Consider the following 26650-nt stretch of genomic DNA (forward strand, 5'->3'; position numbering starts at 1 on the left):
CTCGACGGGGTGTTCATCCGGCCCCGAGCCAGCGAGTGGGACCTTGCCGCCGCGGACACGATGCTGGCCGAAACCGGGCATATCCTTGTCGACAGGGCAGGTGCGCCCATGGTCTACAACGATCCCGATCCCTCGCGCGGGCTTCTGCTGGCGGCTTCGCGCGAGCAGGCGCCGGGATTGCTGGCGCTGTTGCAGCCGGTCGACGGGCATTGACCTTTCATTGGAATTGCCGCAAACCGCGCTTGGATTGGCGGCACCGTTTATTCGTGGAGCGACACCATGGCCGATGGCGATAAGAAGCAACTTTTACACCTCGTGTTTGGCGGCGAGCTCAAGAGCCTGACCGCGATGGATTTCCGCGATCTCGATGCGCTCGACATCGTCGGCATCTTCCCCGACTATGCATCGGCCCACCAGGCATGGAAGTCCAAGGCGCAGATGACCGTGGACAATGCCCATATGCGCTATTTCATCGTTCATCTGCACCGGATGCTTGATCCGCACAACGACAGCAAAACCGCGTCTTAAGACCCGGACGAAAGACAAGATGACCCAACCGGACGCCGAACACGCGCCAAGGCCCCAAAGGCTTAGCGACAAGATGAGCCGGCGCCGTCTGGGCAAGAGACTGTTGCAGTCCGAATCGGTGCAGCGCGTGGGCTCGCTGCTGATCCACTGGATGCTGGGCGCGATCTGGCGCACCAACCGCGACAACGGCACATCCAGCGACTGGGAGACCCTGATCGATCAGGAATGGCCGGCGATCTTCACGCTGTGGCATGGCCAGCACCTGCTCATTCCCTATGGCGGGCCGCGCAACCGCAAGTTCGTCACCTTGGTCTCGCGCAGCACCGATGCGGAGATCAACGCCCGCGTGATCGAACGGGCAGGCTATGAGGTGATTCGCGGCTCGGGCGGGCGCGAGGCCGTGATGGTGGCGGGCAAGGGCGGCGTCAGGGCGCTGATTGCCATGCGCGATGCATTGAAGCGCGGCGTCAGCGTCGTCATGATCGCCGATATTTCGAAGGGCGAGGCCCGCCAGGCGGGCGAGGGCGTCGTCACCCTGGCGCGGATCTCCGGCCGCCCGGTCATTCCGGTGGCGCTGGCCACCAGCCGCCGCATCGTGCTCGAGAAGACCTGGGACAAGACCACCATCAACCTGCCCTTCGGCGTCCGCAGCGCCCGGCTTGCGCCGGCCATCTATGTCTCGCCCAAGGCGGACAAGGAGGAGATGGCCGCGGCGCGAGCAAGGGTGACCGCCGAACTCAATCGCGTCACCGAAGAAGCGTTGCGCGCTGTCGAGACGCGCAAATGAGCCGCGGCTGGGCACGCTGGGCGCTTGTCGGGTACCGCTGGTTCGGCGCCGGGCTCTATCCCTTGCTCGGACCGTATCTCGCGATCCGCGCAGCCAAGGGCAAGGAAGAGCGCTCCCGCCGCAACGAGCGCTACGGCCGCTCCAACATCGAGCGTCCCGATGGTCCCATGGTCTGGTTCCACGCCGCCAGCGTCGGCGAAACCACGGCGGTCGTTCCGCTGATCCGGGAAGTCCGGCGCCGCGGCATCTCGGTGGTGCTGACCACCGGCACGGTCACCTCGGCCGGCGTGGCGCGCGAACGGCTCGGCGACAATGTCATCCACCAATATGTGCCGCTGGATCTCAAGCCTGCGGTTTCTCGCTTTCTCGATCACTGGAAGCCCGACCTGGCGATCATCGCCGAATCCGAAATCTGGCCGATGACCATCCTTGAGCTCGGCGCCCGGCGGACGCCGCAGGTGCTGGTCAACGGACGGCTGTCGGACCGCTCCTTTGCCCGCTGGAGCAAGCGCCCGAGCCTCGCCGACGCATTGTTCGAAAATCTCTCGCACGTGATCGCCCAGTCCGATCTCGACGCGGAACGGTTCCTGGCGCTGGGCGCGCGGCCGGTCTCGGTGTCGGGCAACCTCAAGGTGGACACCTCCGCGCCGCCCTGGGACGAGGAGGAACTGGTCAAGCTGCAGATCCAGGTCGGCAACCGCCCGACCTGGGCGGCGATTTCCACCTTCGAGGGCGAGGACGAGATCGCCGCGGCCGTCCATCGCGCGCTCAAGCCGCGCCACAAGCAACTGACCATTCTGGTGCCGAGGCACCCCGATCGCGCCGACGCCATCGAGGCGATGCTGACGGAGAGGGGTCTGACGGTGGCGCGGCGGTCGCGCGGCGACCGGATCGAGCCGTCGACCGACATCTATCTCGGCGACACGATCGGCGAGATGGGGCTCTACCTCAACCTCACCCGGATCGCCTTCGTCGGCAAGTCGCTCAAGGGCGGCGGCGGGCAGAACCCGCTGGAGCCGGCCATGCTGGGCTGCGCGGTGCTGTCGGGCAGCAATGTCGAGAACTTCCGCGAAAGCTACGCCAAGCTGCTCAAGAACGGCGGCGCCCGCTTCGTCCGCGACGGCGAGATGCTGGCCAAGGGCGTGCATTACCTCCTGTCCAATCCGCAAGCGTGCCAGGCCATGGCGGAGGGCGGCGAGAAGACCCTGCGCGACATGCGCGGCGCGCTCAAATCCACCATTCGCGCGCTCGAGCCCTACATCAACCCATTGACCGTGAAGGCCCGGCTGCTGCCGCGCGAGAACGAGAATACGGAGAACCGGGCAGGCGGCCAATGGTGAGCGAAGCGCCGCCGTTCTGGTGGCAGTCCGCAGGCGTCCAGTCCGCATTGTTGTCTCCCTTCGCCTGGGTCTATGGCCGGGTGGCCCGGCGCATCCTCGACAAGCGCGTGCGCAAGGCGATGCCGGTGCCGGTGATCTGCGTCGGCAATTTCACCGTCGGCGGCTCCGGCAAGACCCCGACCGCGCTCGCGCTGGGCCAGGCCGCGATCGCGCTGGGGTTCAAGCCCGGATATCTCTCGCGCGGCTATGGCGGCGGCGTGCGCCATGCGACCGTCGTTGATCCCGTAAGGGACACCGCGCGCCTGGTGGGCGATGAGCCGATGCTCCTGGCGGCGCGGGCGTTGACCGTGGTGTCGGCCAACCGCGTCGAAGGCGCGGAGCTATTGCTGCGCGAGGGCGCCGACCTCATCATCATGGATGACGGCTTCCAGAGCGCGCGGCTGGTGTTCGATCAGGCCCTGCTGGTGGTCGACGCGCGGCGCGGCATCGGCAATGGCTCCGTGTTTCCCGCCGGTCCCGTGCGGGCGCCGGTGATCGACCAGGTGCGGCACGCCGATGCCCTGATCGTCGTGGGCGACGGCGACGGCGCCGACCCGATGATAAGGCTGGCGGCGCGCGCCGCCAAGCCGATCCATCTGGCCCGCGTCCATCCCCGCAACGCCGCCCGGTTCAAGGACCGCAACTGCCTGGCCTTCGCCGCCATCGGTGATCCGGAGAAGTTCTTCGCGACGCTGGAAGACGCCGGCGTCCGGCTGGCGCAACGCCGCGGCTTTCCCGATCATCACCATTTCACCGATGACGAGATCGAGGACCTGCTGGCGCAGTCCGAACTCTACGGCCTCGATCTGATCACCACGTCCAAGGACCATGTCCGCCTGCTCTCCGGCCACGGCCGGGCGCTGGAGCTGGCGGGGAAAGCCGCGGTGCTGGAGATCGATCTGGCCTTCGACAGCCCGCATGTTCCCGCCGCGATCATCGCCGCAGCGGTCGCCGCCTTCAAGCGGCGCCACACGGCGTCCTGAACCCGGGTCCTTCTGCAAAGGTCTGTGTGACGGCGCGCTTGAATGTTCGATGACGAACCATCGGCAAAATCCGCCTGAATGCTGTCCAATACGCTGTAATTAAAGGCATTGTCGGCCCCTGCCGGCTGAGATATCGTGATGAGCCAGAACCATATGGTGAAGGCAGGGGAGGCTTGCTCCCACGGGTTTCATCTCATGAATTCGAAGGTTATTTTAGTGACGGCCGGCATTCTTGCCTCGCTGGTAGCATCGGCTGGTGCGCAGACGGTAGGAGACTGGGTGCTCGGCAAATACCAGGGCGGCGCCTACTGGTTTCCCGGCGTGATTGAAAGCATCGCAAAGGGAACCGTGACCATCCGTTACGACGACGGCGAACGCGAAACCCTCGGCAAGCGGGCCGTCCGCCCCTATGACTGGATGATCGGCATGACGGTGGAATGCGATTTCAAGGGAGCCGGCGACTGGTATTCCGCAAAGATCACCTCCCTGGCGGGCGAGAAGATCGGCGTTGTCTATGACGACGGGTCCAAGGAAAAGACCAAGACCGGCCGCTGCCGGTCGAGCTGACGGATCGGTCGTCCCATCGACCGACTGTCCGGATCCCGCAGGCGCGCGCCGCCTGCATCAAATCAAGAGAGGCCCGCTTCGGCGGGCTTTTTTCATGGGCGATCCCGGGGACGTCGTCGCAGGGCGGATGGCGGGTCTTGCCGAGGACTACTTGTCCGGCAGGGTGCCGGCGCGCTGCTCGGCGGTCACCGAAGCCTTGATGTCGACATAGGGTTCCTGCCGAGCCACGCTCCAGTATTTGAGCTCCTCGATCGGGATGATCTCGCCGGTGACCGCGCAGACGACATGGTTTCCCGGCATCAGGATCTGGAAGTCCCCGTCGAGGTAGCGGATCTTGGCCGGTCGCGCGCCGGGGCCCTCAAAGCGATTCATGTCGACCTGTTCCCGTTTGCAAGAGTGTTGTATGCCGCCTCGCCGCCCAAAATGCAAGATTCCGCGCGGGCCACGGCCGCACGCCATCGGCTGGTTCCTGTCACCGTCGCGAAAACAGCTTCTCGATGTCGGTGAGCTTGAGTTCAATATAGGTCGGACGGCCGTGATTGCATTGCCCCGACCCCGGCGTGCGCTCCATTTCGCGCAGCAACGCGTTCATTTCCTCGGGCACCATCCGCCGTCCCGACCGCACAGAGCCGTGGCAGGCCATGGTCGAGGCCACGGCCTCCAGCCGGTCGCTGAGGCGTGCGGCGCTGTCCCATTCGGCGATCTCGTCGGCGAGATCGCGCACCAGGCCGGTCACGTCGGTCTCGCCCAGCATGGACGGCGTTTCCCTGACCGCGATCGCGCCGGGGCCGAACCGCTCGAGCACCAGGCCGAACTCGGCCAGGTCCGCCGCCCGTTCGGCCAGCCGTTCGCAATCTTCCTCCGGCAGGTCGATGATCTCCGGCAGCAGCAGGATCTGCGAGGGCACCCGCCCGGCGCGCAGCGCCGTCTTCAGCCTCTCGAACACCAGCCGTTCATGGGCCGCGTGCTGGTCGACGATCACCAGCCCGTCCCGGGTCTGGGCGAGAATGTAGTTCTCGTGGATCTGCGTTCGCGCCGCCCCGAGCGGATGCGTTTCGTCGGAGGGATCGGCATCAATTGCCCCTATTCGTGCCGAGGGCATAACCGCGCCGGCGATCTCCGGCTGCACGGATTCGGAGAAGCCTGACCTCGAAAAGCTCAACGGGCGGGAGGGCGACTGCGCGGCCTGCCAGGCGCCGCGCTGACCGGGTCCCGGCACCGCGCCGAACGGCCCCCGCTGGGCAATGCCGGTGGGGACGACCTCGTTGAACCCCCCGGGCGCCCTGAAGGCGCCGGCGAGGCCGATGCTGGCCGAGGGCGAGGCACGGTCGCCGCCCTCGGTCAGCGCCTGGCGGATGGCGCCGACGATCAGGCCCCGGACCAGTCCCGGATCCCGGAACCGGACATCGGCTTTCGCCGGATGCACATTGACGTCGACCAGCGCCGGATCGAGCGTGATCCACAGGACCGCCACCGGATAGCGGCCGCGCGGCAGGGTGTCGGAATAGGCGGCGCGGATGGCCGACAGGATCTGCTTGTCCTGCACCGGCCGGCCATTGACGAAGGCGTATTGCGCCAGCGAATTGGCCTTGTTCCAGGTGGGCAGCCCGACATGGCCGGCAAGGCCCACATCCTCCCGCATCGCGTCGAGGGCGATCGTGTTGGCGGCGAACTCGTCGCCCAGCACCTGGGCGATCCGCGCCAGCCTGTCCTCGCCGGTCGCCGGCAGGTCGAGCGTCGAGCGGTCCGGCCCCGACAGCGTGAACCGGACCGACGGGAAGGCGATGGCGATGCGCTTCACCACCTCGGTGATCGCCGCGGTTTCCGCGCGGTCGGATTTGAGGAACTTGAGCCGCGCCGGGGTGGCGAAGAACAGGTCGCGCACCTCGACCGTGGTCCCCTGGTTGGCGGCGGCCGGCCTGAGCGGCGTCGGCACGCCGCCGGCCAGCGCCACCTCGTTGGCGTGCGGCGCGTCCTTGGGGCGCGACCTGAGCGTCAGCCGCGCCACGGAGCCGATCGAGGGCAGGGCCTCGCCGCGAAACCCCAGCGTCCGGATGTCGTCGAGCCGCTGGTCGAGCTTGGAGGTGCAGTGGCGGCGCACGGCGAGCGCCAGGTCCTCGGCGTCCATGCCGGCGCCGTCGTCGATCACCCGCACCAGCGCCTTGCCGCCCGCCGCGGTGGCGATCTCGATTCGCCGCGCGCCGGCGTCGATGGCGTTCTCGACCAGTTCCTTGACGACGCTCGCCGGCCGCTCGATGACTTCACCGGCGGCAATCTGGTTGATCAGGGTCTCGGGCAGTTGGTGGATGCGCATGCCGCCATGTTGGCGGATTCGGACCCGAGCGCAATGATTTGCTGTTCTTTGACGTGGATAAATCGGCAGGACCGGGGCCTGCCGCCGGCAGCGCGGCCACGACGCCGCGTCCTGAGGCGACGGTCGGCGCGCGACGCCTCGTGGTTAATCGTGGCTTAATACTCCTGTGGGATAATCTGCCCATTGCCTTCCGACTGCGTATCCCGAGGCGCCTTTGTCCGGGCGCCGGCCGGGATTGGTGATGACATTGCAAGACCGGCGCATGCGCGCCAACCGGAGGACCGGCCATCTGTTCCGGAATCGGATTTGAAATAAAATGATTTTGAGCGACACCGAGACCCACAGGAATTGCTGCGAAGCCAGGACCATCGAGGGACTGGCCTCGGCCCTCGACATCGCCATCATGATCTATGATCGCAACGACACCCTGATCGCCGTCAGCCCCCAGTTTCTGAGCTTTTTCAACATTTCCCCCGACATCCTCGTGCCCGGCGCCCGGCTGCGCGATCTCCTGAACGCCACCTATGACGCCGGCGCGCGGGTGCTGGGTTCCCTGAACGGGCAGGCGCGCTCCATCTCGCGCGAGGACTGGGTCGCCGAGCGCATCGCCATTCACTGGCGCGAACGCTACGAGAGCGTCGAGCAGCTCGCCGACGGCCGCTGGATCCGCCAGTGCAAGCGGAGACTGCCCGACGGTGTCCTGATCGCGACGATCCAGGATGTGTCCGAGCAGAAGCGCAGGGATGCGGAGCTGTCGAGGATCCGCCAGCAGGCCGAACTTGCGCAGCACATTCTCGACAATCTGGTCACGCCGGTCATCGTCAAGGATAGCGAGCTTCGCTACGTCATCGTCAACGACGCGTTCTGCAGGATACCGGGCTTACAGCGCAAGCAGATGCTCGGGCGGACCGCCAGGGAGCTGGTCGAGCCGGATCTGGCCGCGCGGTTCGAACAAGTCGAACGGCGTGTGCTGGAAACCGGGGAGCCGTTCGACGCGATCGAGGATATCTTCCGGGCCGACGGTACCGTGATGCACGCCATCACCCATGCGCGGAGGTCCGGCACGCCGGGAAACTACTACGTGACCGTCTCGTTCGACGATGTCAGCGCCCTAGCCGACATCGCCGACTACAATCCCGAACTCACCTCCCGATATGGCGTGGATCCGACGGCGACGGGCAGCGCGGCTGCAACGGCGGAAACGGCCGCATCGCCCTCCGGACCGCCCGACCGCATCCTGATCCTCGACCAGGACCAGGAGCGTTCGGCGATCCGGGTCGCCGAGCTGACAAAGCAGGGCGTGGACGCCGTCGCCATCGCCAGCGCCGACGAGGTCGTGGCCTTTCTCGAAGCGCTGAAGGCAATGGGGCTCACGATCGGCAGGATTGAAATCACCCCGGACATGGCCGGACGGCTGGCCAAAGTCGCGCCGGCCTTGCATCACGCCGCGCTCCGACAGGCGATCGAGGGTTGCCTGGCGATGGAGGCCCCATCGAAGGCCCGGTCCGGTGCGGTTGCAGCGACGGTCCGCCAGGAGTTGCCAAGCGTCGATACGGCGAAAGCTGGGGCCGCAGCATTGCCCGCATCGCCAGCCATATTTCCGACAGCCGCCGACGCGCCGGATCAGGGCAACGGCGCCGGCTCCAGGCACGACCGGATCCGGGTGCTCGTCGCCGAGGACAACGACGTCAACCAGATCGTCTTCGAACAGATCCTCGAAGGGATCGGCGTGGATTTCCGCATTGTCTCCAATGGTCAGGAAGCCGTTGCCGCCTGGCGCTCAGCGGTGCCCGACCTTATCCTGATGGACGTCTCCATGCCGGTGATGAACGGGCTGCAGGCCGCCCAGGCCATTCGCGACGCCGAGCTCGCCGGCGCCGGCGACCTCGCGCATGTCCCGATCATCGCGGTGACCGCCCATGCCATGAGCGGTGACAGGGAACGCTGTTTCGCGGCCGGAATGGATGATTACCTGTCGAAACCGGTGAGCCCGGAGAAGCTCGAAACCATTATCAGGAAATGGATCGATCGCCCCGGCAGACTGTTGGCGACCGGATAATCCGGGGGTTGCTTGAAACGCACCGATGGTTTCTCACGGGTGCCATTATAGGACAATCTTAAGATATATCCCCCATGTTTGGACCTGTATTCCTGCGTCCGGACCCTTTGATTTTTATGACACCTGATGATGAAACCATGGACGCTTTGTCCCCCAATCCGAAAGCGGTGGCTTACACGGATCCCCTGACGGGTCTCGGCAACCGCAGACGGCTGATGGACAAGATCAGGAAGCTCGCCTCCGAGCGGGCCGATGATCCCGCGCCCTTTACCATCGGCATCGCCAATATCGACGGCTTCAAGCCGATCAACGACCTGTTCGGCCACGCGGCGGGAGACGAGATCCTCTGCCAGGTGGCGCACCGGCTGCGCGCCTGCCTGCCCGATGGCGGCTTCGTCGCCCGCATCGAGAGCGACGAGTTCGCCTTCATCCTGCCGCTGGTGTTCGAAAAGAAGGGCGCCGAGAAGATCGGCCGCATGTTCAAGGATGTCCTGTCCGCGCCCTATGACCTGGGCGACCGCAACGTGCGCCTGTCGGCCTCCTTCGGCTTCGCCGTCTATCCGTTTGCGGGCGAGCAGTTCGCCGAACTTTTGAAAAGCGCCGATACCGCGCTCTACCGCTCCAAGCGCCGCGGCCGGGGCCAGATCACCGTCTATTCCGAGGAAATCGCCGAGGAGATGCGGCGCGGAACCCAGATCGAGCAGGCGCTGCGCAGGGCCATCATCGCCGATGAGGTGGCCTGCCACTTCCAGCCGATCGTCAATCTCGCCGACGGCTCCATCCAGGGGTTCGAGGCGCTGGCGCGGTGGACCGACCGCGAGCTGGGCTTCATTTCTCCGAGCGTCTTCATTCCGCTCGCCGAAGAGCGCGGCTTCATCGACAGCCTGACCGAGACGCTTCTCAAGAAGGCCGCCGAGACCGCCAAACACTGGCCCGCGGACCTGTTCCTGTCGTTCAATCTCTCCTCCGCGCAATTGATCGACCCCGCCACCGCGTTCAATGTCCTGGGCGTGATCAACCGCGTCGGCCTCGATCCGCGCCGGCTGGAACTCGAAATCACCGAGACCGCGATGATGAGCGATCCCGAGGTTGCGGCCAAGGTGGTCAACGAGCTGCACAGCGTGGGAATTCGGGTGTCGCTCGACGATTTCGGCACCGGCCAGTCCAGCCTGGGCCGGTTGCGCGACTTTGCCTTCAACAAGGTCAAGATCGACCGCAGCTTTGTCAGCGCGATCAATGTCGACAAATCCGCCGAGCACATCGTGCGCGCCATCCTGACCATGTGCGAGGGTCTCAACCTCAAGGTCATCGCCGAAGGCATCGAAACCGAGGAACAGGCTGAAAAGCTGAAAGCGCTTGGATGCAAGTCCGGACAGGGCTGGCTCTACGGCAAGGCGGTCGAAGCCGCCGCGACCTTCACCCTGATCGAGGCCCAGGAAATGGCCGGAACCCAGGCCGTCAAGGCCGGCGCAAGGGCCTTCGGCGTCATCCGCTGATTTCCCGTCCTTCCTTCGCGAGCCAGTTCAGCACCTCTTCGGTCTGAGGCGACAGCGGCCGCGCCTTGGGCCAGATCACATGAAACGCGGCCCCCGTTTCCAACCGGTGCCCGGTCACCTTGCGCAGCAGCCCCGTCTCGATCAGCCGCCCGGTCAGATGCCGCCAGCTCAGCGCGATGCCTTGCCCTTCCATCACCGCCTGGATCACCAGCACATAGTCGTTGATCGCCAGCCCGCGATTGGCCGTCGCCCCGTTGACGCCCGCGCTCAGGAACCATTGCTGCCAGTCGCAGGCGGTGCGGAACGGCTCCTCCAGATGGATGAGCCTGTGCTGGGTGAGGTGGGCGACGGTTTCCGGCATGCCGTGCTTGTCGAGATAGGCGGCGCTCGCCACCGCCTCGATCACCTCATGCGCAATCAATGCACTGTTGTAGTCGGGCCAGTCCTCCGCACGGCCGCCGCGGACGCTGAGTTCGATCGGCTCGTTGCGGATGTCGAGGTCCCGGTCCGACGTCTGGATCCTCAGGTCGATGTCGGGCAGGTCGTCGCGCAGCCGGTGCAGCCGCGGCAGCATCCACAGCGAGGCGAATGCCGTGGAGGCGGCCAGCGTCACGCTGTTGGCGCGGCCGCGGGCGCGGATGTCCTCCGCCGATTTGCGGATATGGCTCAATCCCAGCGTCACGTCGGCATGGAACCGCCGGCCGGCCTCGGTGAGCGACACCGCGCGGTGGGCGCGATGGAACAGCGCGGTGTCGAGCTGGCGCTCCAGCGCGCGGACGGCATAGCTGACCGCGGCCTGGGTCATCCCCAGCTCGTGGGCGGCGCGGGTGAAGCTCAGATGCCGGCCGGCGGCTTCAAAGACGATGAGATTGCCCGCGGACGGCAACAGGTGGCGAAGGTTATCCATAAGGCCACCTTATTCAAAGCCCTGAAATTTTCCAGCGTTACATGGAGGTTTTCCGCTCCTAGACTGGCTTTCACGAACTGCCGGCCGGGAGCCGGTCCGGAGGATGTGCCATGGACACTGCAGACATCATCGATCCCGCCGCCGCGGCGCCGCGCAGGCGCGAACGGGCAGGCGGCCGCGACGGACGCAGGTCCGGCCAGGGCGCGACGCCGCCGCATCGCGCGGCGCCCTACATCATCCGCAACATCCCGACCTATGACATCCTGGGCGAGGAGAACCTGGTCAAGATCGAGGCGGCGGCCGACCGCATCCTGGCCGAGGTCGGCATCGAGTTCCGCGACGATCCGGTGGCGCTCGCGCTGTGGAAGGCCGCGGGCGCGACGGTCGACAGTCTGCTGGTGAAATTCGAGCCGGGCATGCTGCGCGAGATCCTCAAATCGGCGCCGGCGAGCTTCACCCAGCATGCGCGCAATCCGGCCAACAATGTCGAGATCGGCGGCAGGAGCGTGGTCTTCGCGCCGGCCTACGGCTCGCCCTTCGTCATGGATCTCGACAAGGGCCGCCGCTACGGCACCATCGAGGACTTCCGCAATTTCATCAAGCTCGCGCAATCGAGCCCCTGGCTGCACCATTCCGGCGGCACCATCTGCGAGCCGGTCGACGTGCCCGTCAACAAGCGCCATCTCGACATGGTCTACAGCCACCTCAAATATTCCGACCGCTGCTTCATGGGCTCGGTGACGGCGGAAAGCCGCGCCGAGGACAATATCGAAATGGCGCGCATCGTCTTCGGCCGCGACTTCGTCGACCAGAACTGCGTGATCCTGGGCAATGTCAACGTCAACTCGCCGCTGGTCTGGGACGGCACCATGACCAATGCGCTGCGCGCCTATGCCCGCGCCAACCAGGCCGCCGTCATCGTCCCCTTCATCCTCGGCGGCGCCATGGGCCCGGTCACCAATGCCGGCGCCATCGCCCAGTCGCTCGCCGAAACCATGGCCGGCTGCGCGCTCACCCAGCTCGAGCGCAAGGGCGCGCCGGTGATCTTCGGCAATTTCCTCTCATCGATGTCGCTGAGGTCCGGCTCGCCCACCTTCGGCACGCCGGAGCCCGCCATCGGCTCGATGGTGATCGGGCAACTGGCGCGAAGGCTCAATCTGCCTCTGCGTTGCGCCGGCAATTTTTCCAATTCGAAACTACCCGATGCGCAGGCGATGAACGAGGGCACCATGTCGATGCTCTCGGCGGTGCATTGCGGGGCGAACTTCATCCTGCATTCGGCCGGCTTCCTCGACGGGCTTTTGTCGATGTCCTACGAGAAGTTCATGATGGACGCCGATTTCTGCGGCGCGCTGCATTCCTATCTCGCCGGCGTCGTGGTCGACGACAACACGCTCGCCCTCGACGCCTTCCGCGAAGTCGGCGTCGGCAAACATTTCCTGGGCTGCGCCCACACCATGGAGAACTACCAGACCGCGTTCTGGGATTCCGAGATCGCCGACAACGAGCCCTTCGAGAAATGGGACATCGCCGGGCGCACCGATGCCGCCACACGCGCCAACGCGCGCTGGAAGCGGACGCTCGCCGAGTACCAGGCCCCGCCGATGGATGTAGCGATCGACGAGGCGCTTGTGGATTTTGTCGAGCGGACAAAGGCGCAGATGGCCGACGCGTGGTATTGAGAGGGATTGTCCCATCCGGAGTCGCGCGATGCTGAAATCCCTTGCCGTTTTGTCCCTGCTTCTGACCACCGCCGCAACGCCCGTCTTAGCCGGCGAAGCGGCCGATGCGGTGAAATATTTCTACGACAACCTTGGCGGCGAATTCGCCCCCGGCCACCGCCACCTCTACACCGGTCCGGCGCTGGACTACCTCACCGCCGCCGACGCCGCCTGGGAGCGCGATGAAACCAACTGCATCAGCTTCAGTTTTGCGGTGGACGGCCAGGATTTCGACGAGGTGGAACTCGCCTCGACCCTGAAGCTTGACGAGGCGGTCTCGGGCGACACCGCAACGGTGACGGCGAGTTTCGTCAATTTCGGCCAGCCCACGCAGGTCCAATGGACGCTGCAGAATTCCGGCAATGGCTGGCTCGTCTCCGATATTGCGTCGCTCGCCAATGACTGGCGCGTCTCTCAGATGAGTTGTGAATGAACCGATGATCATCCGGAGACGGAAGCGCCCTCTCCGGACCCCAATTCCGAGGAGCCGTCACCGATGGTGCAAGTCAACGATCCGCTGCTGCAGCCCTACCGCCTCAAGCACCTGACGCTGAAGAACCGGATCATGACCACCAGTCATGAGCCGGCCTATCCCGAGGACGGCATGCCCAAGGACCGCTACCGGGCCTATCATGTCGAACGCGCCAGGGCAGGCGTCGCCATGACCATGACGGCGGGCTCGGCGGCGGTGTCCAGGGACAGCCCTCCGGTGTTCAACAATGTGCTCGCCTACAAGGACGAGGTCGTCGGCTGGATGAAGAAGCTCACCGACGAGTGCCACGGCCATGGCTGTGCGGTGATGATCCAGCTCACCCATCTCGGCCGCCGCACCCACTGGAACAAGGGCGACTGGCTGCCCGCATTGTCGACCAGCCACCAGCGCGAACCGGCGCACCGGGCCTTCCCCAAGAAGATGGAAGACTGGGACATCGCCCGGGTGATCGCCGACTATGCCGACGCCGCCGAGCGCATGGCCGAGGCCGGCCTCGATGGCGTCGAGCTCGAATGCTACGGCCATCTGATGGACCAGTTCATGTCGCCGCTGACCAACGAGCTCGACGCGCCCTATGGCGGTAGTCTCGAGAACCGCGCCCGCTTCGCGCTCGAAGTCGTGGCCGCGATCAAGGCGCGGGTTGGTGAGAGGCTGCTGGTGGGCGTCCGCTACACCGCCGACGAGACCGCCAGGGGCGGGATCACCGAGGAGGAGGGCGTCGCCATCGGCCACATGTTCAAGGACAGTGGCAATGTCGATTTCCTCAATGTCATCCGCGGCCAGATCCACACCGATCCGGCCATGACCGACGTGATCCCGGTGCAGGGCATGAAGTCGGCGCCGCATCTTGATTTCGCCGGCCGCATCCGCGCCGAGGTCGGCCTGCCGACCTTCCATGCCGCCCGCATCCCGGACGTGGCCACCGCGCGGCATGCGATCGCCAGCGGCAAGCTCGACATGGTCGGCATGACCCGCGCCCACATGGCCGATCCGCATCTGGTGAAAAAGATCGTCGAGGGCCGCGAGCACGACATCCGCCCCTGCGTCGGCGCCACCTATTGCCTCGACCGGATCTACCAGGCAGGCGACGCGCTCTGCATCCACAATCCCGCCACCGGCCGCGAACTCACCATGCCGCACACGATCGCGCCCGCGCCGGTGAAAAAGCGCGTGGTGATCATCGGCGCGGGACCCGCAGGCCTCGAGGCCGCCCGCGTGGCGGCCGAGCGCGGCCACAAGGTCACCGTGTTCGAGGCCCAGCCCGAGGCGGGCGGCCAGATCCGGCTCACCGCGCAGAACCAGCGGCGCAAGGAGATGATCGGCATCATCGACTGGCGCATGGCCCAGTGCGCCGCCCGTGACGTCGAGTTCCGCTTCAACACCTGGGTGGAAGCCGCCGACGTCCTCGCCGAGAAACCCGACGTGGTGATCGTCGCCACCGGCGGCCTGCCGCACACCGAGGTGCTCGAGCACGGCAATGATCTGGTAGTCTCGAGCTGGGACCTGATCTCGGGCGACGTCAAGCCGGGCAAGTCGGTGCTCATCTATGACGACGCCGGCGACCATGCCGGGCTGCAGGCAGCGGAAGTGGCCGCCGCCGCCGGCGCCAGCGTCGAGATCATGACCCCCGACCGCAGCTTCGCGCCCGACGTGATGGCGATGAACCTCGTGCCCTATATGCGTTCGCTGCAGGACAAGGATGTGACCTTCACCGTCACCTACCGGCTGACCGCCGTCGAACGCGAGGGAAACCGCCTGAAGGCCGTCATCGGCAGCGATTACATGGCGCTCGCCAAGACCCGCCATTTCGACCAGGTCGTCATCAACCACGGCACGCTGCCGCTGGACGAGCTCTATTTCGCCCTCAGGCCGCATTCGTCAAATCTCGGCCAGGTCGACTACGCGGCCTTCATCGCCGGCCAACCGCAGACGCTGAACGGCGGCCCGTCGGCCTCGCCGGAAGGCGCAAGCGGCTTCCAGCTCTTCCGCATCGGCGACGCAGTGGCGGCAAGGAACACGCACGCGGCGATCTATGATGCGCTGCGGCTGGTGAAGGATATGTGATCTATAACGCGTTGCGTTATGTAACGCAGGGCGTTGTAACCTCCCATGATCCTTGGCTTTGATGATCCGGAAGCTGAATTGATTTGGGCGGGCCATCGCAGCCGCCGCCTTCCTACGATATCCAGGCCACTGCTTTGCGGAAGATGCGTTTGCTCAACCAGGCAGTGGTTCTGACGGATCTTCGAATTCCTCCGGGGAACCGCCTCGAAGCCTTGAAGGCAAACTGGTTGGGTTGGTACAGCATCCGGATCAACAGCCAATGGCGCATTTGCTTTAGATGGGACAAGAGAGGACCTGCGGATGTCAAAATCGTCGACTACCACGACTGATCTGCTGCCCAACCCGCACCCTGGCGAAATCCTGATGGAGGATTTCCTCAAGCCGATGGGAATTAGCCAGAATGCACTTGCGCGCGCGGTGTATGTTCCACCGCGGCGGATCAACGAGATCGTCCTGGGCAAGCGTGCCGTGTCTGCAGACACAGATTTGAGGCTTGCCCGGTTTTTCGGCCTGTCCGAGGGCTTCTTTCTCGGGCTGCAGGCCGATTTCGACATGATGGAGCGCCGCCGGGTGATCGGCGACGAGTTGAAGCAGATCGAGCCCTACGCGGCTTGAATCTGGTCTGCGGTTTCGGGCCAGACCCCGGCCCGCCATTTGCCGGTCGGGGCTATATCTTAGGTCCGGATCAGATACCCAGCCCCCGCAACCGCCATGACTGCGACTCCCGACGGCTCCAGCACAAGTACGCCCAGCACCGGCTCCCCTGTCCAGCCCAATTCCGCCAGATCAAATCTGGTCTCGCCGTAGTTGAACGCGAACACATGCCCGCCATGCCGCCTGAGCCGCACGCCGTCGGGAAGATCCTTGGTCGCCACGCCCGCCTCGGCAGCCAGGCGCTGCATGAGCGTGCGCATCAGTTCCTGATCGGGCCAGCCGCCGAGATAATGGAGGCTGCCTTGTCTGACGAGCGCCGCCACGCCGTCCTCGGATGTGAGCAGGGTCTCGACCTCTGCGCCAGGCTCCAGAAACTCTCGCCAGAACTGGAACGTCCCGCCGCCCGCGATCCGCACCGGGGTATCCCCTCGAAGTGATTCAACCCGGCTCACGCGGAGATCGAGAAGCTCTTTCGGGAGGGCAGGGGGCAGCGTGTCCGGTATGGCGAAGTCTTTCGTCTTCGAGCCGGACCGCGGTCCGATCAGCACCTTTCCGTCAAAGCCGCGGATGGCCGCGATCAACTCCGGCGTCCAGGCGAACAGGCCGGGGATCAGCGCGAGGTGGTAGCCATCGAGTTCCGGCGCGCTGGCGGGAACAATGTCCACCGACAGGCCCAGCTGCCTGAGCGAGCGGTAAAAGTCGAACACCAGCCGGAAATAGTCGAACTCGCGGCCCTGCGGCTGGATCTCCCAGGCCCAGGCGGAGGGGTAGTCGAAGACAATCGCCACGTCGGCGCGGCCGGGCTTGGCGTCGAGCGTTTCGCCGAGAGCACCAAGTTCGCGCGCCACCTGCGCCGCCTCGGCGAAGCCTTCGGCCTCGGTTGAATCGGGCCTCAACAGGCCGGCATGCATCTGCTCCTGGGCGAACGGCGCCTGGCGCCAGCGGAAATAGCTCACCGTCTCCGCGCCATGGGCGAAGGCCTCCCAGCTCCACAGCCGCACCATACCGTCGCGCGGTGCCGGGTTGTGCGGCGCCCAGTTCACCTGACCCGGCTGCTGCTCCATCACCCACCAGCGGCCCTTCGAGGTGGCGCGGTAAAGATCGTGGTGGAACGCCTGGAAATCCGGGTCGCCGGCGCGCACGAACCGCCGCTTCCACTCGTCGCCCTGGTCCGAGCGGTCCTCGAGAAAGCCGAGCGGGTAGGAATCCCAGCTCGAGATGTCGAGATCGGCGCCCACGTCGAAATGATCGAAGGCCAGCGTCCGGCCCATGAAATTGTGGATCACGTCGCGGCCGGGCGAATGCGCCCGGATGATCTCGGCCTGCGCCCGGTTGAAGCGCACCACCATCTCGGACGCATAGCGGCGGAAATCCATCACCTGCGCCGGATTGGGTTCGGTCACGGTCAGGTTCGGCAGTTCGATCTTGCCGAAATCGGAGATCTCCATCGACCAGAACACGGTGCCCCAGGCGCGGTTGAGGGCCTCGGGCGACTGGTATTTGCGCTGCAGCCAGGCCTGGAAGCCCGCGCGCGCGGCCGACGAATAGGACAGCGTCGTATTGTGGCAGTCATACTCGTTGTCGGTCTGCCAGGCGACAACGCCCGGATGCGCGCCAAAGGCGCGGCCCAGCGCGAGCGTGATGCGCCTGCTTTCCTCGAGATAGCCCTCGTGGGAAAAATCATAGTGCCGGCGCGAGCCGAAGCCGCGCACCGTCCCATCCGCGCCGACCGGCAGCATGTCCGGCATCTCGTCCACCAGCCATTTCGGCGGCGTCGCCGTCGGCGTGCCGAGCACCACCTTGAGACCTTCGGCATGCAGCGTGTCGATGGCACGGGCCATCCAGTCGAACTCGTAATGCCCTCGGCGGGGCTCGAGCCGCGACCAGGCGAATTCGCCGATGCGGACATGGGTGAGCCCGAGCCCGGCCATGCGGCGTGCGTCCTCGGCCCAGCGGTCTTCAGGCCAATGTTCGGGATAGTAGCAAACACCGAGCGTCCGGTTCATCGTCGCACTCTTTCATGAAGGATCAGAGACTGTAATCGGGCTCGAACCGGCCCTTGACCTTGTGATCGAGCAGGAAGGTCGATCCGGCATGCGGGTCATCGGCCAGTTGCTCCGCCGTGAGGCCCTGCCGTGCCGATGTCACCAGCAGGCGGCCTGCGTCCGCGCCGACGAAGGCCGGGCAGGTGGTCTGGCCGGCGGGAAGCGAGAGCGACATCAGCCGCTTGCCCTTGGGCGAATAGGCGTCGACCGAGCCGCCGCCCCATCGCGCGTTCCAGATGGTCCCCTCCGCATCGCAGACCGCGCCATCGAGCCCGCCTGCGCCGCGATAGTCGAGGAAGAGCTGCGGTTCGTCGATGGGAAGGGCGGTCGCCGGATCGATCTCCACCCGCATCATCCGGTTGGTGTCGGTGTCGGCGAAATAGGCGATGCTTCCGTCGGGCGAAAAGCAGATCGCATTGGGGATGGTGATATCGGGAAAGAGCTTCGTCACCACGCCGCGCGCCACGTGGTAGATCGCGCCGGCCTGCGCCTCGGCATTCTTGCCCATGGTGCCGAGCCAGAGGGCGCCGCAGGCATGCACCCGTCCGTCATTGGAACGGGTGACCGGGTTGTCCGCCTCGATCGGGGTGATCAGCTCGAGCCGGCCGGTGGCGCGATGGCGCAGATAGAGCCCGGTCTCGGTGGCGACTACCTGCCGCTCGGCATCGACCCGCGCCAGCACGCTGCCCATCGCCGGCAGGTCATGGCTTGTGGCGGTGTTGTCGGCAAAAGCATATTCGATGAGCTTCCGGCCGACGATGTCGAACCACCAGGCCGTATCGGTGTGGCGGTCATAGGTCGGCCCTTCGCCCAGCATGCAGGCGGGCGCATTGAGGATCGTCCCGGAAAACGCGATCTGGTCGTGGCTCACGCTGCGTCCTCCCCAAGCGAATCATAGGCCGCGATCGCGGCCTCGCCGCGGCGCCTGACTTCGGCGGCCTCGATGCCGGCGGCGTACAAGCTTGATCCGAGCCCGAAGGTGCGGATGCCGACCTTGGCGTAGGCCGCGAAATCTCCGTTGGACACGCCGCCGACCGCGCCTACCGGAACGTCCTTGGGCAGCACCGCGTGGATGGCGCTGATGCCGGTGGGCCCCAGGACGCTTGCGGGGAAGAACTTGAGCGCGGAGGCGCCCGCAGCACAGGCCGCCAGCGCCTCGGTCGCCGTGAATACGCCGGGCATCGTCACCATGCCGTGCGAGGCGGCCCGGGCGATTACCTCGGCGTCGACATTGGGGCTGACCATCAGCCGCCCGCCGACATCGTTGAGCCGGTCGACATCATCGGGCGTGAGCACCGTGCCGGCCCCGATCAGCACGCCGTTCGGCGCGCGCCTGGCGGCGATGTCGATCGACTTGAACGGATCGGGCGAATTGAGCGGGATTTCGATCGCGGTGAACCCGGCCTCGATCAACCCGTCGATAATCGCCGCGGTCTCGTCGGGCCGGATGCCGCGCAGGATCGCCACCAGGCTGCGTTTCAGGGAAGGAAATCTGATCCGTATCATGCGCGCTTTCGATCCCCGTTCCTGTTTTCATAGCCCTGCCAGGCTTCCACAAGGCCGCGCCGGACCGCCGCATCGGCGTCGATGTCGCGCACCCGCACACCGCATTCCGACAGCGCCGCATGGTACAGCCGCTGCAGGGCGCCGCTCGCCACCAGCCCGATCTGCTCGCCTCCCTGGATGCCGGCGCCGGCGAATTCGGCGCCGATCAGCAGGCCGGAAAGCCGCGCCCGGTTCTCGTCGGCCCCGCGATCGTGCAGCAGGTGCCCGGCGCGGATCGAGAACAGGTGATGCGTGGTCTTCTCGGGCCGGGTCCAGCCGTCGCGGACGCCGGTCAGGAAGGCGGGGTCCTGGGCGTCGACCGGGCCTTCGCCGCCGGTCGAATGCTTGAGGATGGTCCCGGCGTTGATCGTGGCGAACAGCTCGCCTGTCATGAAGGTTTCGAAGCCGGTGACGACGGCGCCGTCCATGCGCACCCATTTCGAGTGGGTTCCGGGCATGCAGTAAAGCTCGCCGCCCGGCATTTCCAGATGCGCGCCGAGCAGTTGCGTCTCCTCGCCGCGCATCACGTCGGGCTCGCTGATCGAGCGCACTGCCAGGCCCGGAATGATGATGATCGGGCGCGCGGCGCCGGAGACGACCGTGGCGTTCGCGCCGATGGTGGTGACATCGGCGGGTGTCTCGAGATAGCCGGCCTCCACCCATCCCTGCCGCGAGCCCGCCATGCCGCAGATCACCACCGGCAGGCTGTCGGGGATCGACAGCGCGGCCAGATGGCTTTCCAGAACCGTGCCGAAACCGCGGCGGGCGACTTCGCTCATGCCCTCGTGGCTGCGGTGTTCGGCAATCACCGTGCCGTCGCTCGACATCAGCCACAGCCGGAAACTCGACGTTCCCCAGTCGACCGCGATGAGGGCGGGGGAGGTGCTCACATCATGCCTCCATCGGCGATCAGCACCTGGGCGGAAATCATCGCCGATGCCGTCGAGGCCAGGAATAGGCAGGGTCCGACCATGTCCTCGGGCTCGATCGGCCGCTTGATGCACTGCCGGTCGATCATCGCGGCCAGGCTTTCTTCCGTGACCCAGAGCCGCTTCTGCCGCTCGGTCATCACCCAGCCCGGAGCGATTGCGTTGACGCGGATTCCGTGCGGGCCGAGCCGGCCGGCAAGCCCCTTGGTCAGCCCCACGATGCCGGCCTTGGCGGCGGTGTAGGCGGGCATCGACCCGATGTTGAGCATGTAGGAGGTCGAGGTGAAATTGACGATCGCGCCACTGCCCGCCGCGATCATACCCGGGGCCACCGCCTGGGCGGTGAACGCCACCGGCCTCACATTGACGGCCTGGTTCTCGTCCCAGTAGTCGCCGCTCATCTCCAGAAACTCATGCCGGTCGTCGAGCGCCGCATTGTTGACGAGCACGGTCACCGCGCCATGCGCCTCGTCGGCGCGCGCGCAGGCGTTGCGCACCTGGTGGAGATCGCTGAGGTCGGCCTCGATGAACAGCGGCGGATGGTCGACCTCGCCCGTCAGCCGGTCCACCAGTGCCACGCTGGCCTCGACCGCGATGTCGATGAAGGCGACGCGAGACCCTTGGCGAGCGAAGCCCTCGGTCAGTGCCGCGCCGATGCCGGAGCCGCCGCCGGTGATCAGCACCGAGGCATTCTTGAGATCTGGAAAAATCGTCGTCTGTTCAGGCATGGCTGGCTCCTGCACCTATCCTGGTTCCTTCGACCACCGTCATGGACGCCGGCGCGGCATTCGGCAAGCGCATGCCCGTGCCCATCAGCAATGCGCCCGACAGGCGCATGGTTCCGCCGTCGGCCAGGGCATTGACGATCCTCCGGTTGGCGCGGCGGCTGACATCCTCGGGATTGACGAGCCGGATCTCGTAGATCGCGTCGGGATCGAGACCCGCCGCCCGCAGCGGCCGCGGGAAAATCTGCGCTGACGCGCCGGCCTGGCCGGCAAACAGGATGAACCGGTTTCTGTCCATGTCCACCGTCATCTCGGCAAACACCTCGCTGTCGTCCGGCTCAAGCCGGTAGAGGGAACCCGAAAACAGGAATCCCCGGTTCTGTTTCCACCAGGCGGTGACCCGGGTCAGCGTCGCGGCCTCCTCGGCGTCAAGTTCGCGCGGATCCATCTCGAACCCCATGTGCCGCTGCGCCGCCACCCAGGCGCGGAACGCCATCGACAGCACCCGCCCCGACGTGTGGCAGTGGCGCGGGCCGACATGGGAGCCCTGGACTTCGGGCGCGATCCAGCGGCTCGCCTCGTGCTGCATCCTCAGCCGCTCCAGCGCGTCGTTGGAATCCGACAGCCACACCCGGCTCGCAAGCTCCAGCACGGCAAAATCGATGCGGCCGCCGCCCGAGGAGCAGCTTTCGAAATCGACATCCGGATGGGCGCGCACCAGATCGCCCAGCAGCGCGAGAAAGCCGCGCGCCTGGTCGGGACTGCCGCCGGTGAGCGGCCGGTTGTGGTCCCATTTGACATAGTCGATGGCATGCGCCGACAGGATCGCGCTGATCTGGGCAAACAGATGGTCGCGCACGTCCTTGCGCGCCATGTCGAGCACATGCTGGTTGCGGCCGCTCGGCTGGTCCTCCGGACCCAGCAGATAGTCCGGATGGGCGCGGTATAGCTCGCTGTCGCGATTGACCATCTCCGGCTCGAACCACAGCCCGAAGCGCATGCCTTGCGCATGCACATGCTCGATCAGCGGCGTGAGCCCGTCGGGGAACTTGGCGGCGTCGATCACCCAGTCGCCGAGGCTTGACGTGTCGTCGTTGCGGCCGCGGAACCAACCGTCGTCGAGCACGAAGCGCTCGGCGCCGAGACCGGCCGCTCTTGTGGCGATGGTCTTGAGCTCGTCGAAGTCATGGCGGAAATAGACCGCTTCCCAGCAATTGTAGTGCACCGGATGCGGCTCGCGTCCGCGCCTTGCGTTGACCGGCGCCTGCAACGCGCGGAGATGGCCGTGGAAGGCCTGGCTCACACCGTTCAACCCGGCATCAGACCAGGCCAGCATCAGCGTCGGCGAGGCGATCTCGCCCCGCGCCACTCCGTCATCCAAAACTCCGAATTGCAATTGCCGCCGCCCGTCGGGCAGCTCCTCGGCCAGCATTCGGTGCCCGCCGCTCCAGGCGAGCGTGGCGGCGAGACATGTGCCCGCATGCTCCCCGGTCGATGCGGAGGCGAGCGTCACGCCCGGGAAATGCGCGTGCCCGGTGCGCCCCTCGCGGCTTTCGCGCATATGCGCGCCGGTGCGGAATTCCGTCTCCTGGCGGCGGAACTCGCCGCACCAGCGGCCGGAATGGTCGATGATGCGGCTCATTCCGGTGGGAGCGGGAACGGCCGGCGCCGCAAGCCAACTGCTGCTCATGCCCCGGGGCAGCGTCAGGCTCTGCGTGAGATGCAGGATTCCGGTGGCAGGATCGAGCCGGGCGGAGATGATCAGCCGGACGCCCTCGGCATCGCCGCGGTCGTGGAGCGTGAAGCGGACTCCGTCCGGGCCGTTGGCCTCGACGCCGGCGAGTTTCGGGTTGGCCAGATAGTCGCGCCCATCGGCGTCCTGGAGGATCATGCCGGGATGGCCCTGCCACCCGGTGATCGCCAGCGGGCAGAGCGTCAGCGGCTGGAACGGGTCGATCTGCCCGGCGCCGACATTGGGGATGGTGGCAATCGCCAGGTCGGAGAGAGCCTCCTCCATCGGCAGGCTCGCGCCGAAATGCACCAGGCCCGGCACGCCCCGGTCGAAACTGGCGAAGGCGGCCGTGCGGCCTCCTCCATCCAGCCGGAACACATGAGTGACGGCGAAGTCCGGCGAGTCCTGAAGTGTCATGTCAGCCCTTTGTTGCCCCGAGCGTCAGCCCGGCGATGAAATGTCTCTGCATCAGGAAGAACATCAGCACCGGCGGCATCGCGGCGATGATGGAGCCCGCGGAGACCAGTTGCCACTGGGCGATCCATTGTCCGTTGAGCGAATAGAGTCCGGCGGTCACCGGCTGGGTCTCGGCGCTGGTGGTCAGCACCGTGGCCCAGAAATAGTCGTTCCAGATGAAGGTGAAGACCAGCACCGACAATGCGGCGATCGCCGGCCGCATCAGCGGCAGCACGATGAACCAGAAGATGCGGAATTCCGAGACGCCCTCGACGCGGGCCGATTCAATGAGCTCGAACGGCAGACCCTTGATGAAGTTGCGCATGAACAGCGTGCAGAAGCCCGACTGGAAGGCGATGTGGAACAGCGCCAGCCCGGTGATGGTGTTGTAGAGCCCGGTCGAGACCGTGAGGTCGCGCACCGGCACCATCAGGATCTGGAACGGCACGAAATTGCCCGCCACGAACAGGAAGAAGATCAGGAGGTTGAAGCGGAAGCGGTAGACCGCGAGCGCAAACCCCGACAGGCAGGCGATGGCGACGGCGCCGATCACGGTCGGGATCGTCACCTTGAAGGAATTAAGGATATAGCCGGCGATCGGCGAATTGCGGAACACGTCGGCATAGTTCGAGAAGGCGAGATAGCTCGGCAGCCCGAAGATGTTGCCCGCCGCGAGATCGCTCGAGGGTTTGAGCGAGGTCATGGCGACGCCCAAGAGCGGCAGCAGCCAGAGGACGAGCGCCACCGGCAGCGCGATCCTGTAGAGGATCTGGGTGGTGGCGGAGGTCTTCTGAATGGCTAAGGGAAACATCACATGCCCCTTTCGTCGCGGATCATCTTCCAGATGAAGCCGGAGATGAACACCATCATGATGGCAAACAGGATCACCGCGATCGCCGCGCCATAGCCCATGCGGAAGCCGTATTCCGACAGTGCCTGCTCGAACATGTAGAACGAGAGCACGCGGCTCGAGCCATAGGGTCCGCCATCGGTCATGATCGAGACCAGGTCGAAGGAGCGGAGCGCGCCGATGACGGTGACGACCACGGCGATGAAGGTGGCGGGCCGGAGCTGGGGCAGGATCACGTGCCAGAGCATCCGCCATCCGCGCGCGCCGTCGAGCCGCGCCGCCTCGATCTGGTCGGGCGAGACATTGTTGAGGCCGGTGAGATAGAGGATCATGCAATAGGCGATCTGCGGCCACAGGCCGGCGGCGATGATGCCGTAGGTGACGTAGCGGTCGTCAGCCAGCACGGCCACGCCGGTGCCGGTGATCCACTCGATCAGATTGTAGAACAGCCCGAAATTGGGCGCGTAGAACCAGGAGAAGATCAGCCCCACGACCACCTGGCTGATGACGAAGGGAAAGAAGAACAGCGACTTGTAGATGCGGATGCCGGTCACCGTCTGGTTCAAAAACAGCGCGATGAACAGCCCGGCGGGAACCGCCAGCATGTAGAGCGCGAGCCAGATGATGTTGTTCTTGAGCGAGGTGTAGAACGCCTCGTCGTCGAACAGCTCGATATAGTTCTGGGTGCCGAGCCAGACCTTCTCGCCGAGCCCGTCCCAGTCGTAGAAACTGAGCCACATCGAGGCGATGATCGGGTAGATGACATAGAGCGAGAACATCGCCACGCCGGGCGCCAGGAAGATCCACGGCGCAAGCGCGCGCTGGTTCTTCTTCCAGAATGTGGTCCTGCCGCGCCCGGTTCCGGCGATGGCCGTCGTCGCTGATCCCGTCATGGCTGCCTCCCACTGTGCCCCGGCCTTGCGTCCGCTGTCCGTCCGCCGCCGGTCCTGTCAGGTCATGAAAGTGCGGCCGGGCGGATTTCGCCGCCCGGCCGTCTCGTTTATTTGTAGATGCGCTGGCGCGCCTTTTCCAGCCGGTCGAGGATCTGGTCGACATTGCCGGGCTTGACCATGAATTCCTGGAAGCCCTCCATGCCGATCTTGGCCATTTCGGCCGGCGCGTCCCGGTCGAAGAACTGGGCGATGCCGCCGTCGGCGGTCGAGAGCATCTCGAAGCCTGCCTGCAGGAACGGGTCGTCGCCGACCTTGGACTGGTTGTTGACGGGCAACTGGCCGAGCGCCTCGTTGAGCTTGGTCTGCACGTCGGCCGTGGCGATATAGGCGAGGAACGTCTTGGCGTCCTCGACATTCTTGGCGCCGGCCGGGATGTGGATCGTGTCGGTGGGCGCTTCCTCGCCGCGCGGGATCCCGGCGGTGATTTCCGGGAACACCATGAAGCCCAGCGTGTCGTTGGTCATGCCGCCATCCTTGAACACGGCGACGGCGAAGTTGCCCATGACATAATTGGCGGCCTTGCCCTGCACCAGAAGGGCCGCGGCATCCTGCCAGTCGAGCGCCGCGTGGTTGGCGGTGAGATAGCCGGGTTCGACCAGCTTCGCCCATTCGGCGAACGTGTTCTTCACCCGCTCGTCGGTCCAGGCCACCTTGCCGGCGGTGAGCTCCATGTGGAAGTCGTAGCCGTTGGTGCGCAGGTTCATGTAGTCGAAGATGCCGGCCCCGGGCCACAGCGCCTTGGTGCCGGTGGTCACGCAGTCGATGCCGGCTTCCTTGAACTTGGCGCAATTGTCGATGAACTCGGCCCAGGTCGTGGGCACCTCGACGCCGACCTGCTTGTAGGCGTCCTTGTTGTAGTAAATGCCCCACTGGTAATAGGTGTAGGGCACGCCCCACTGCTTGCCGTCGATGGTCATCGAGCCCTTGGCGGACGCCAGCGTCTCGCCGAGATTGTTGTCGGTCCAGACGTCGGAGACGTCCTGGAACTGGCCCGCATTGACGAAGGGCGCCATGCGGTTGCCGGCGTACCAGTTGGCGAGGTCGGGCGAATCCGCCGACAGGAAGTTGCGGATCGAGGTCTTGTAGCCTTCGTGGTCGAAGTTCTGCAGCACGATGTCGATGTCGGGGTTGGCGGCTTCGAAATCGGCGATCACCGCTTCGAAGGCCGCCAGCGGCGCCGGATCGAAGTCGGCGTAATATTTCACCTCGCGCGCCTGGGCCAGGGCGGTGCTGGCCATGATGGCAGCCGCCGCTGATCCGAGCAGCGCCGTTTTCAAGAGTTTCATTCGGGTCATCCTCCCAATGGTTGACTTCCGAGAATCCCGTCCAGAGGCAAATTGTCCGGCCGCGCCGGCATTCCGGTCTGGACTGGAGGACGCCCTCCCAGGATCCTCGCGTTAAGCCAGATGGCATTCCAAAAATTCCACTATTTGGAACACAATTTGACTATTCAGAATTATCGA

At 65.7% G+C, this 26650-nt stretch carries 24 protein-coding genes and 1 pseudogene; 13 read left to right on the plus strand and 12 right to left on the minus strand.

The features are described 5' to 3' along the window. The 6 genes and pseudogenes from LL06_RS27695 to LL06_RS17125 all read left to right on the plus strand — a co-directional run. Positions 1 to 213, plus strand: a pseudogene (locus LL06_RS27695) (3'(2'),5'-bisphosphate nucleotidase CysQ); the annotation flags it as partial. A gap of 66 nt (positions 214 to 279) precedes the next feature. After that, positions 280 to 528 (plus strand): DUF4170 domain-containing protein, encoded by a 249-nt coding sequence (locus tag LL06_RS17105; RefSeq protein WP_035529605.1) that lies wholly within the window; start codon positions 280 to 282, stop codon positions 526 to 528. 73 nt (positions 529 to 601) lie between these two features. Next, positions 602 to 1315, plus strand: a complete 714-nt coding sequence (locus LL06_RS17110; RefSeq protein ID WP_244447167.1) for a lysophospholipid acyltransferase family protein — start codon at positions 602 to 604, stop codon at positions 1313 to 1315. Then, the gene (gene waaA / locus LL06_RS17115; RefSeq protein ID WP_035529609.1) at positions 1312 to 2655 is read left to right on the plus strand and encodes a lipid IV(A) 3-deoxy-D-manno-octulosonic acid transferase; all 1344 of its coding nucleotides are present in this window, start codon (positions 1312 to 1314) and stop codon (positions 2653 to 2655) included. Before LL06_RS17110 ends, waaA begins: the two co-directional genes overlap by 4 nt. Beyond that, positions 2649 to 3677, plus strand: a complete 1029-nt coding sequence (lpxK, locus tag LL06_RS17120) for a tetraacyldisaccharide 4'-kinase (protein WP_035529612.1) — start codon at positions 2649 to 2651, stop codon at positions 3675 to 3677. Before waaA ends, lpxK begins: the two co-directional genes overlap by 7 nt. A 195-nt stretch (positions 3678 to 3872) precedes the next feature. Next, positions 3873 to 4244 (plus strand): tudor domain-containing protein, encoded by a 372-nt coding sequence (locus LL06_RS17125; protein WP_035529614.1) that lies wholly within the window; start codon positions 3873 to 3875, stop codon positions 4242 to 4244. Between the two features lie 147 nt (positions 4245 to 4391). Here LL06_RS17125 and LL06_RS17130 read toward each other — a convergent pair whose 3' ends face one another. Together LL06_RS17130 and mutL are read right to left on the minus strand one after the other, a co-directional pair. Beyond that, positions 4392 to 4616, minus strand: a complete 225-nt coding sequence (locus LL06_RS17130; RefSeq protein WP_035529615.1) for a DUF2093 domain-containing protein — start codon at positions 4614 to 4616, stop codon at positions 4392 to 4394. Positions 4617 to 4716: 100 nt separating this feature from the next. After that, entirely contained in the window at positions 4717 to 6558 is a 1842-nt protein-coding gene (gene mutL, locus LL06_RS17135; protein ID WP_035529618.1) for a DNA mismatch repair endonuclease MutL, read from the minus strand. Positions 6559 to 6874: 316 nt separating this feature from the next. Here mutL and LL06_RS17140 point away from each other — a divergent pair, with 316 nt between their 5' ends. Together LL06_RS17140 and LL06_RS17145 are read left to right on the plus strand one after the other, a co-directional pair. Further along, positions 6875 to 8617: a response regulator gene (locus LL06_RS17140; protein WP_035529620.1), complete on the plus strand. Its 1743-nt coding sequence runs from the start codon at positions 6875 to 6877 to the stop codon at positions 8615 to 8617. Positions 8618 to 8754: 137 nt separating this feature from the next. Next, positions 8755 to 10113, plus strand: a complete 1359-nt coding sequence (locus tag LL06_RS17145; RefSeq protein ID WP_244447168.1) for an EAL domain-containing protein — start codon at positions 8755 to 8757, stop codon at positions 10111 to 10113. Here LL06_RS17145 and LL06_RS17150 read toward each other — a convergent pair. Next, positions 10103 to 11020, minus strand: coding sequence for a LysR substrate-binding domain-containing protein (locus tag LL06_RS17150; RefSeq protein ID WP_035529622.1), 918 nt, complete (start codon positions 11018 to 11020; stop codon positions 10103 to 10105). The genes LL06_RS17145 and LL06_RS17150 overlap by 11 nt on opposite strands. A 110-nt stretch (positions 11021 to 11130) precedes the next feature. Here LL06_RS17150 and LL06_RS17155 point away from each other — a divergent pair, with 110 nt between their 5' ends. From LL06_RS17155 to LL06_RS17170, 5 genes are all read left to right on the plus strand, one after another. Next, entirely contained in the window at positions 11131 to 12702 is a 1572-nt protein-coding gene (locus LL06_RS17155) for a trimethylamine methyltransferase family protein (protein ID WP_035529624.1), read from the plus strand. A 28-nt stretch (positions 12703 to 12730) separates the two neighbouring features. Further along, positions 12731 to 13174, plus strand: a complete 444-nt coding sequence (locus tag LL06_RS26470) for a hypothetical protein (protein WP_052161676.1) — start codon at positions 12731 to 12733, stop codon at positions 13172 to 13174. A 63-nt stretch (positions 13175 to 13237) separates the two neighbouring features. Further along, positions 13238 to 15298, plus strand: a complete 2061-nt coding sequence (locus LL06_RS17165; protein ID WP_035529626.1) for an NADH:flavin oxidoreductase — start codon at positions 13238 to 13240, stop codon at positions 15296 to 15298. Between the two features lie 143 nt (positions 15299 to 15441). Continuing rightward, positions 15442 to 15627: a type II toxin-antitoxin system RelE/ParE family toxin gene (locus tag LL06_RS26935; protein WP_345775687.1), complete on the plus strand. Its 186-nt coding sequence runs from the start codon at positions 15442 to 15444 to the stop codon at positions 15625 to 15627. After that, positions 15599 to 15913, plus strand: a complete 315-nt coding sequence (locus tag LL06_RS17170) for a HigA family addiction module antitoxin (RefSeq protein ID WP_035529628.1) — start codon at positions 15599 to 15601, stop codon at positions 15911 to 15913. Before LL06_RS26935 ends, LL06_RS17170 begins: the two co-directional genes overlap by 29 nt. A gap of 59 nt (positions 15914 to 15972) precedes the next feature. Here LL06_RS17170 and LL06_RS17175 read toward each other — a convergent pair whose 3' ends face one another. From LL06_RS17175 to LL06_RS17215, 9 genes are all read right to left on the minus strand, one after another. Continuing rightward, complete coding sequence (locus tag LL06_RS17175) at positions 15973 to 17958, minus strand: beta-galactosidase (RefSeq protein ID WP_035529631.1); 1986 nt, start codon at positions 17956 to 17958, stop codon at positions 15973 to 15975. A gap of 22 nt (positions 17959 to 17980) precedes the next feature. Further along, positions 17981 to 18814: an SMP-30/gluconolactonase/LRE family protein gene (locus LL06_RS17180; protein ID WP_052161678.1), complete on the minus strand. Its 834-nt coding sequence runs from the start codon at positions 18812 to 18814 to the stop codon at positions 17981 to 17983. Positions 18815 to 18864: 50 nt separating this feature from the next. Beyond that, complete coding sequence (locus LL06_RS17185) at positions 18865 to 19503, minus strand: 2-dehydro-3-deoxy-6-phosphogalactonate aldolase (RefSeq protein ID WP_035529635.1); 639 nt, start codon at positions 19501 to 19503, stop codon at positions 18865 to 18867. Then, positions 19500 to 20432 (minus strand): 2-dehydro-3-deoxygalactonokinase, encoded by a 933-nt coding sequence (locus LL06_RS17190; RefSeq protein ID WP_035529639.1) that lies wholly within the window; start codon positions 20430 to 20432, stop codon positions 19500 to 19502. The genes LL06_RS17185 and LL06_RS17190 overlap by 4 nt, the downstream gene beginning before the upstream one ends. Next, entirely contained in the window at positions 20429 to 21199 is a 771-nt protein-coding gene (locus tag LL06_RS17195; protein WP_035529641.1) for an SDR family oxidoreductase, read from the minus strand. The genes LL06_RS17190 and LL06_RS17195 overlap by 4 nt, the downstream gene beginning before the upstream one ends. Next, on the minus strand, positions 21192 to 23345 hold the full coding sequence (locus LL06_RS17200; RefSeq protein ID WP_035529643.1) for an alpha-galactosidase: 2154 nt from the start codon (positions 23343 to 23345) through the stop codon (positions 21192 to 21194). The genes LL06_RS17195 and LL06_RS17200 overlap by 8 nt, the downstream gene beginning before the upstream one ends. A 1-nt stretch (position 23346) precedes the next feature. Continuing rightward, positions 23347 to 24195: a carbohydrate ABC transporter permease gene (locus LL06_RS17205; protein WP_035529646.1), complete on the minus strand. Its 849-nt coding sequence runs from the start codon at positions 24193 to 24195 to the stop codon at positions 23347 to 23349. Then, complete coding sequence (locus tag LL06_RS17210) at positions 24195 to 25127, minus strand: sugar ABC transporter permease (RefSeq protein ID WP_173426127.1); 933 nt, start codon at positions 25125 to 25127, stop codon at positions 24195 to 24197. The genes LL06_RS17205 and LL06_RS17210 overlap by 1 nt, the downstream gene beginning before the upstream one ends. Positions 25128 to 25234: 107 nt before the next feature. After that, positions 25235 to 26473 carry an extracellular solute-binding protein gene (locus LL06_RS17215; protein WP_035529648.1) on the minus strand — a complete coding sequence of 413 codons (1239 nt, stop codon included), beginning with the start codon at positions 26471 to 26473 and terminating at the stop codon, positions 25235 to 25237. Positions 26474 to 26650: the final 177 nt, after the last annotated feature.

Origin of the sequence: Hoeflea sp. BAL378, assembly GCF_000759435.1 — a bacterium.
Classification (GTDB): domain Bacteria; phylum Pseudomonadota; class Alphaproteobacteria; order Rhizobiales; family Rhizobiaceae; genus Hoeflea.

Excerpts from the sequence above, each read along its gene's own strand:
- LL06_RS17105 (WP_035529605.1), top strand. The coding sequence starts at position 280 with ATGGCCGATGGCGATAAGAAGCAACTTTTACACCTCGTGTTTGGCGGC.
- LL06_RS17110 (WP_244447167.1), top strand. The coding sequence starts at position 602 with ATGAGCCGGCGCCGTCTGGGCAAGAGACTGTTGCAGTCCGAATCGGTG.
- waaA (WP_035529609.1), top strand. The coding sequence starts at position 1,312 with ATGAGCCGCGGCTGGGCACGCTGGGCGCTTGTCGGGTACCGCTGGTTC.
- lpxK (WP_035529612.1), top strand. The coding sequence starts at position 2,649 with ATGGTGAGCGAAGCGCCGCCGTTCTGGTGGCAGTCCGCAGGCGTCCAG.
- LL06_RS17125 (WP_035529614.1), top strand. The coding sequence starts at position 3,873 with ATGAATTCGAAGGTTATTTTAGTGACGGCCGGCATTCTTGCCTCGCTG.
- LL06_RS17130 (WP_035529615.1), bottom strand. The coding sequence starts at position 4,616 with ATGAATCGCTTTGAGGGCCCCGGCGCGCGACCGGCCAAGATCCGCTAC.
- mutL (WP_035529618.1), bottom strand. The coding sequence starts at position 6,558 with ATGCGCATCCACCAACTGCCCGAGACCCTGATCAACCAGATTGCCGCC.
- LL06_RS17140 (WP_035529620.1), top strand. The coding sequence starts at position 6,875 with ATGATTTTGAGCGACACCGAGACCCACAGGAATTGCTGCGAAGCCAGG.
- LL06_RS17145 (WP_244447168.1), top strand. The coding sequence starts at position 8,755 with ATGGACGCTTTGTCCCCCAATCCGAAAGCGGTGGCTTACACGGATCCC.
- LL06_RS17150 (WP_035529622.1), bottom strand. The coding sequence starts at position 11,020 with ATGGATAACCTTCGCCACCTGTTGCCGTCCGCGGGCAATCTCATCGTC.
- LL06_RS17155 (WP_035529624.1), top strand. The coding sequence starts at position 11,131 with ATGGACACTGCAGACATCATCGATCCCGCCGCCGCGGCGCCGCGCAGG.
- LL06_RS26470 (WP_052161676.1), top strand. The coding sequence starts at position 12,731 with ATGCTGAAATCCCTTGCCGTTTTGTCCCTGCTTCTGACCACCGCCGCA.
- LL06_RS17165 (WP_035529626.1), top strand. The coding sequence starts at position 13,238 with ATGGTGCAAGTCAACGATCCGCTGCTGCAGCCCTACCGCCTCAAGCAC.
- LL06_RS26935 (WP_345775687.1), top strand. The coding sequence starts at position 15,442 with ATGCGTTTGCTCAACCAGGCAGTGGTTCTGACGGATCTTCGAATTCCT.
- LL06_RS17170 (WP_035529628.1), top strand. The coding sequence starts at position 15,599 with ATGTCAAAATCGTCGACTACCACGACTGATCTGCTGCCCAACCCGCAC.
- LL06_RS17175 (WP_035529631.1), bottom strand. The coding sequence starts at position 17,958 with ATGAACCGGACGCTCGGTGTTTGCTACTATCCCGAACATTGGCCTGAA.
- LL06_RS17180 (WP_052161678.1), bottom strand. The coding sequence starts at position 18,814 with ATGCTGGGCGAAGGGCCGACCTATGACCGCCACACCGATACGGCCTGG.
- LL06_RS17185 (WP_035529635.1), bottom strand. The coding sequence starts at position 19,503 with ATGATACGGATCAGATTTCCTTCCCTGAAACGCAGCCTGGTGGCGATC.
- LL06_RS17195 (WP_035529641.1), bottom strand. The coding sequence starts at position 21,199 with ATGCCTGAACAGACGACGATTTTTCCAGATCTCAAGAATGCCTCGGTG.
- LL06_RS17200 (WP_035529643.1), bottom strand. The coding sequence starts at position 23,345 with ATGACACTTCAGGACTCGCCGGACTTCGCCGTCACTCATGTGTTCCGG.
- LL06_RS17205 (WP_035529646.1), bottom strand. The coding sequence starts at position 24,195 with ATGTTTCCCTTAGCCATTCAGAAGACCTCCGCCACCACCCAGATCCTC.
- LL06_RS17210 (WP_173426127.1), bottom strand. The coding sequence starts at position 25,127 with ATGACGGGATCAGCGACGACGGCCATCGCCGGAACCGGGCGCGGCAGG.
- LL06_RS17215 (WP_035529648.1), bottom strand. The coding sequence starts at position 26,473 with ATGAAACTCTTGAAAACGGCGCTGCTCGGATCAGCGGCGGCTGCCATC.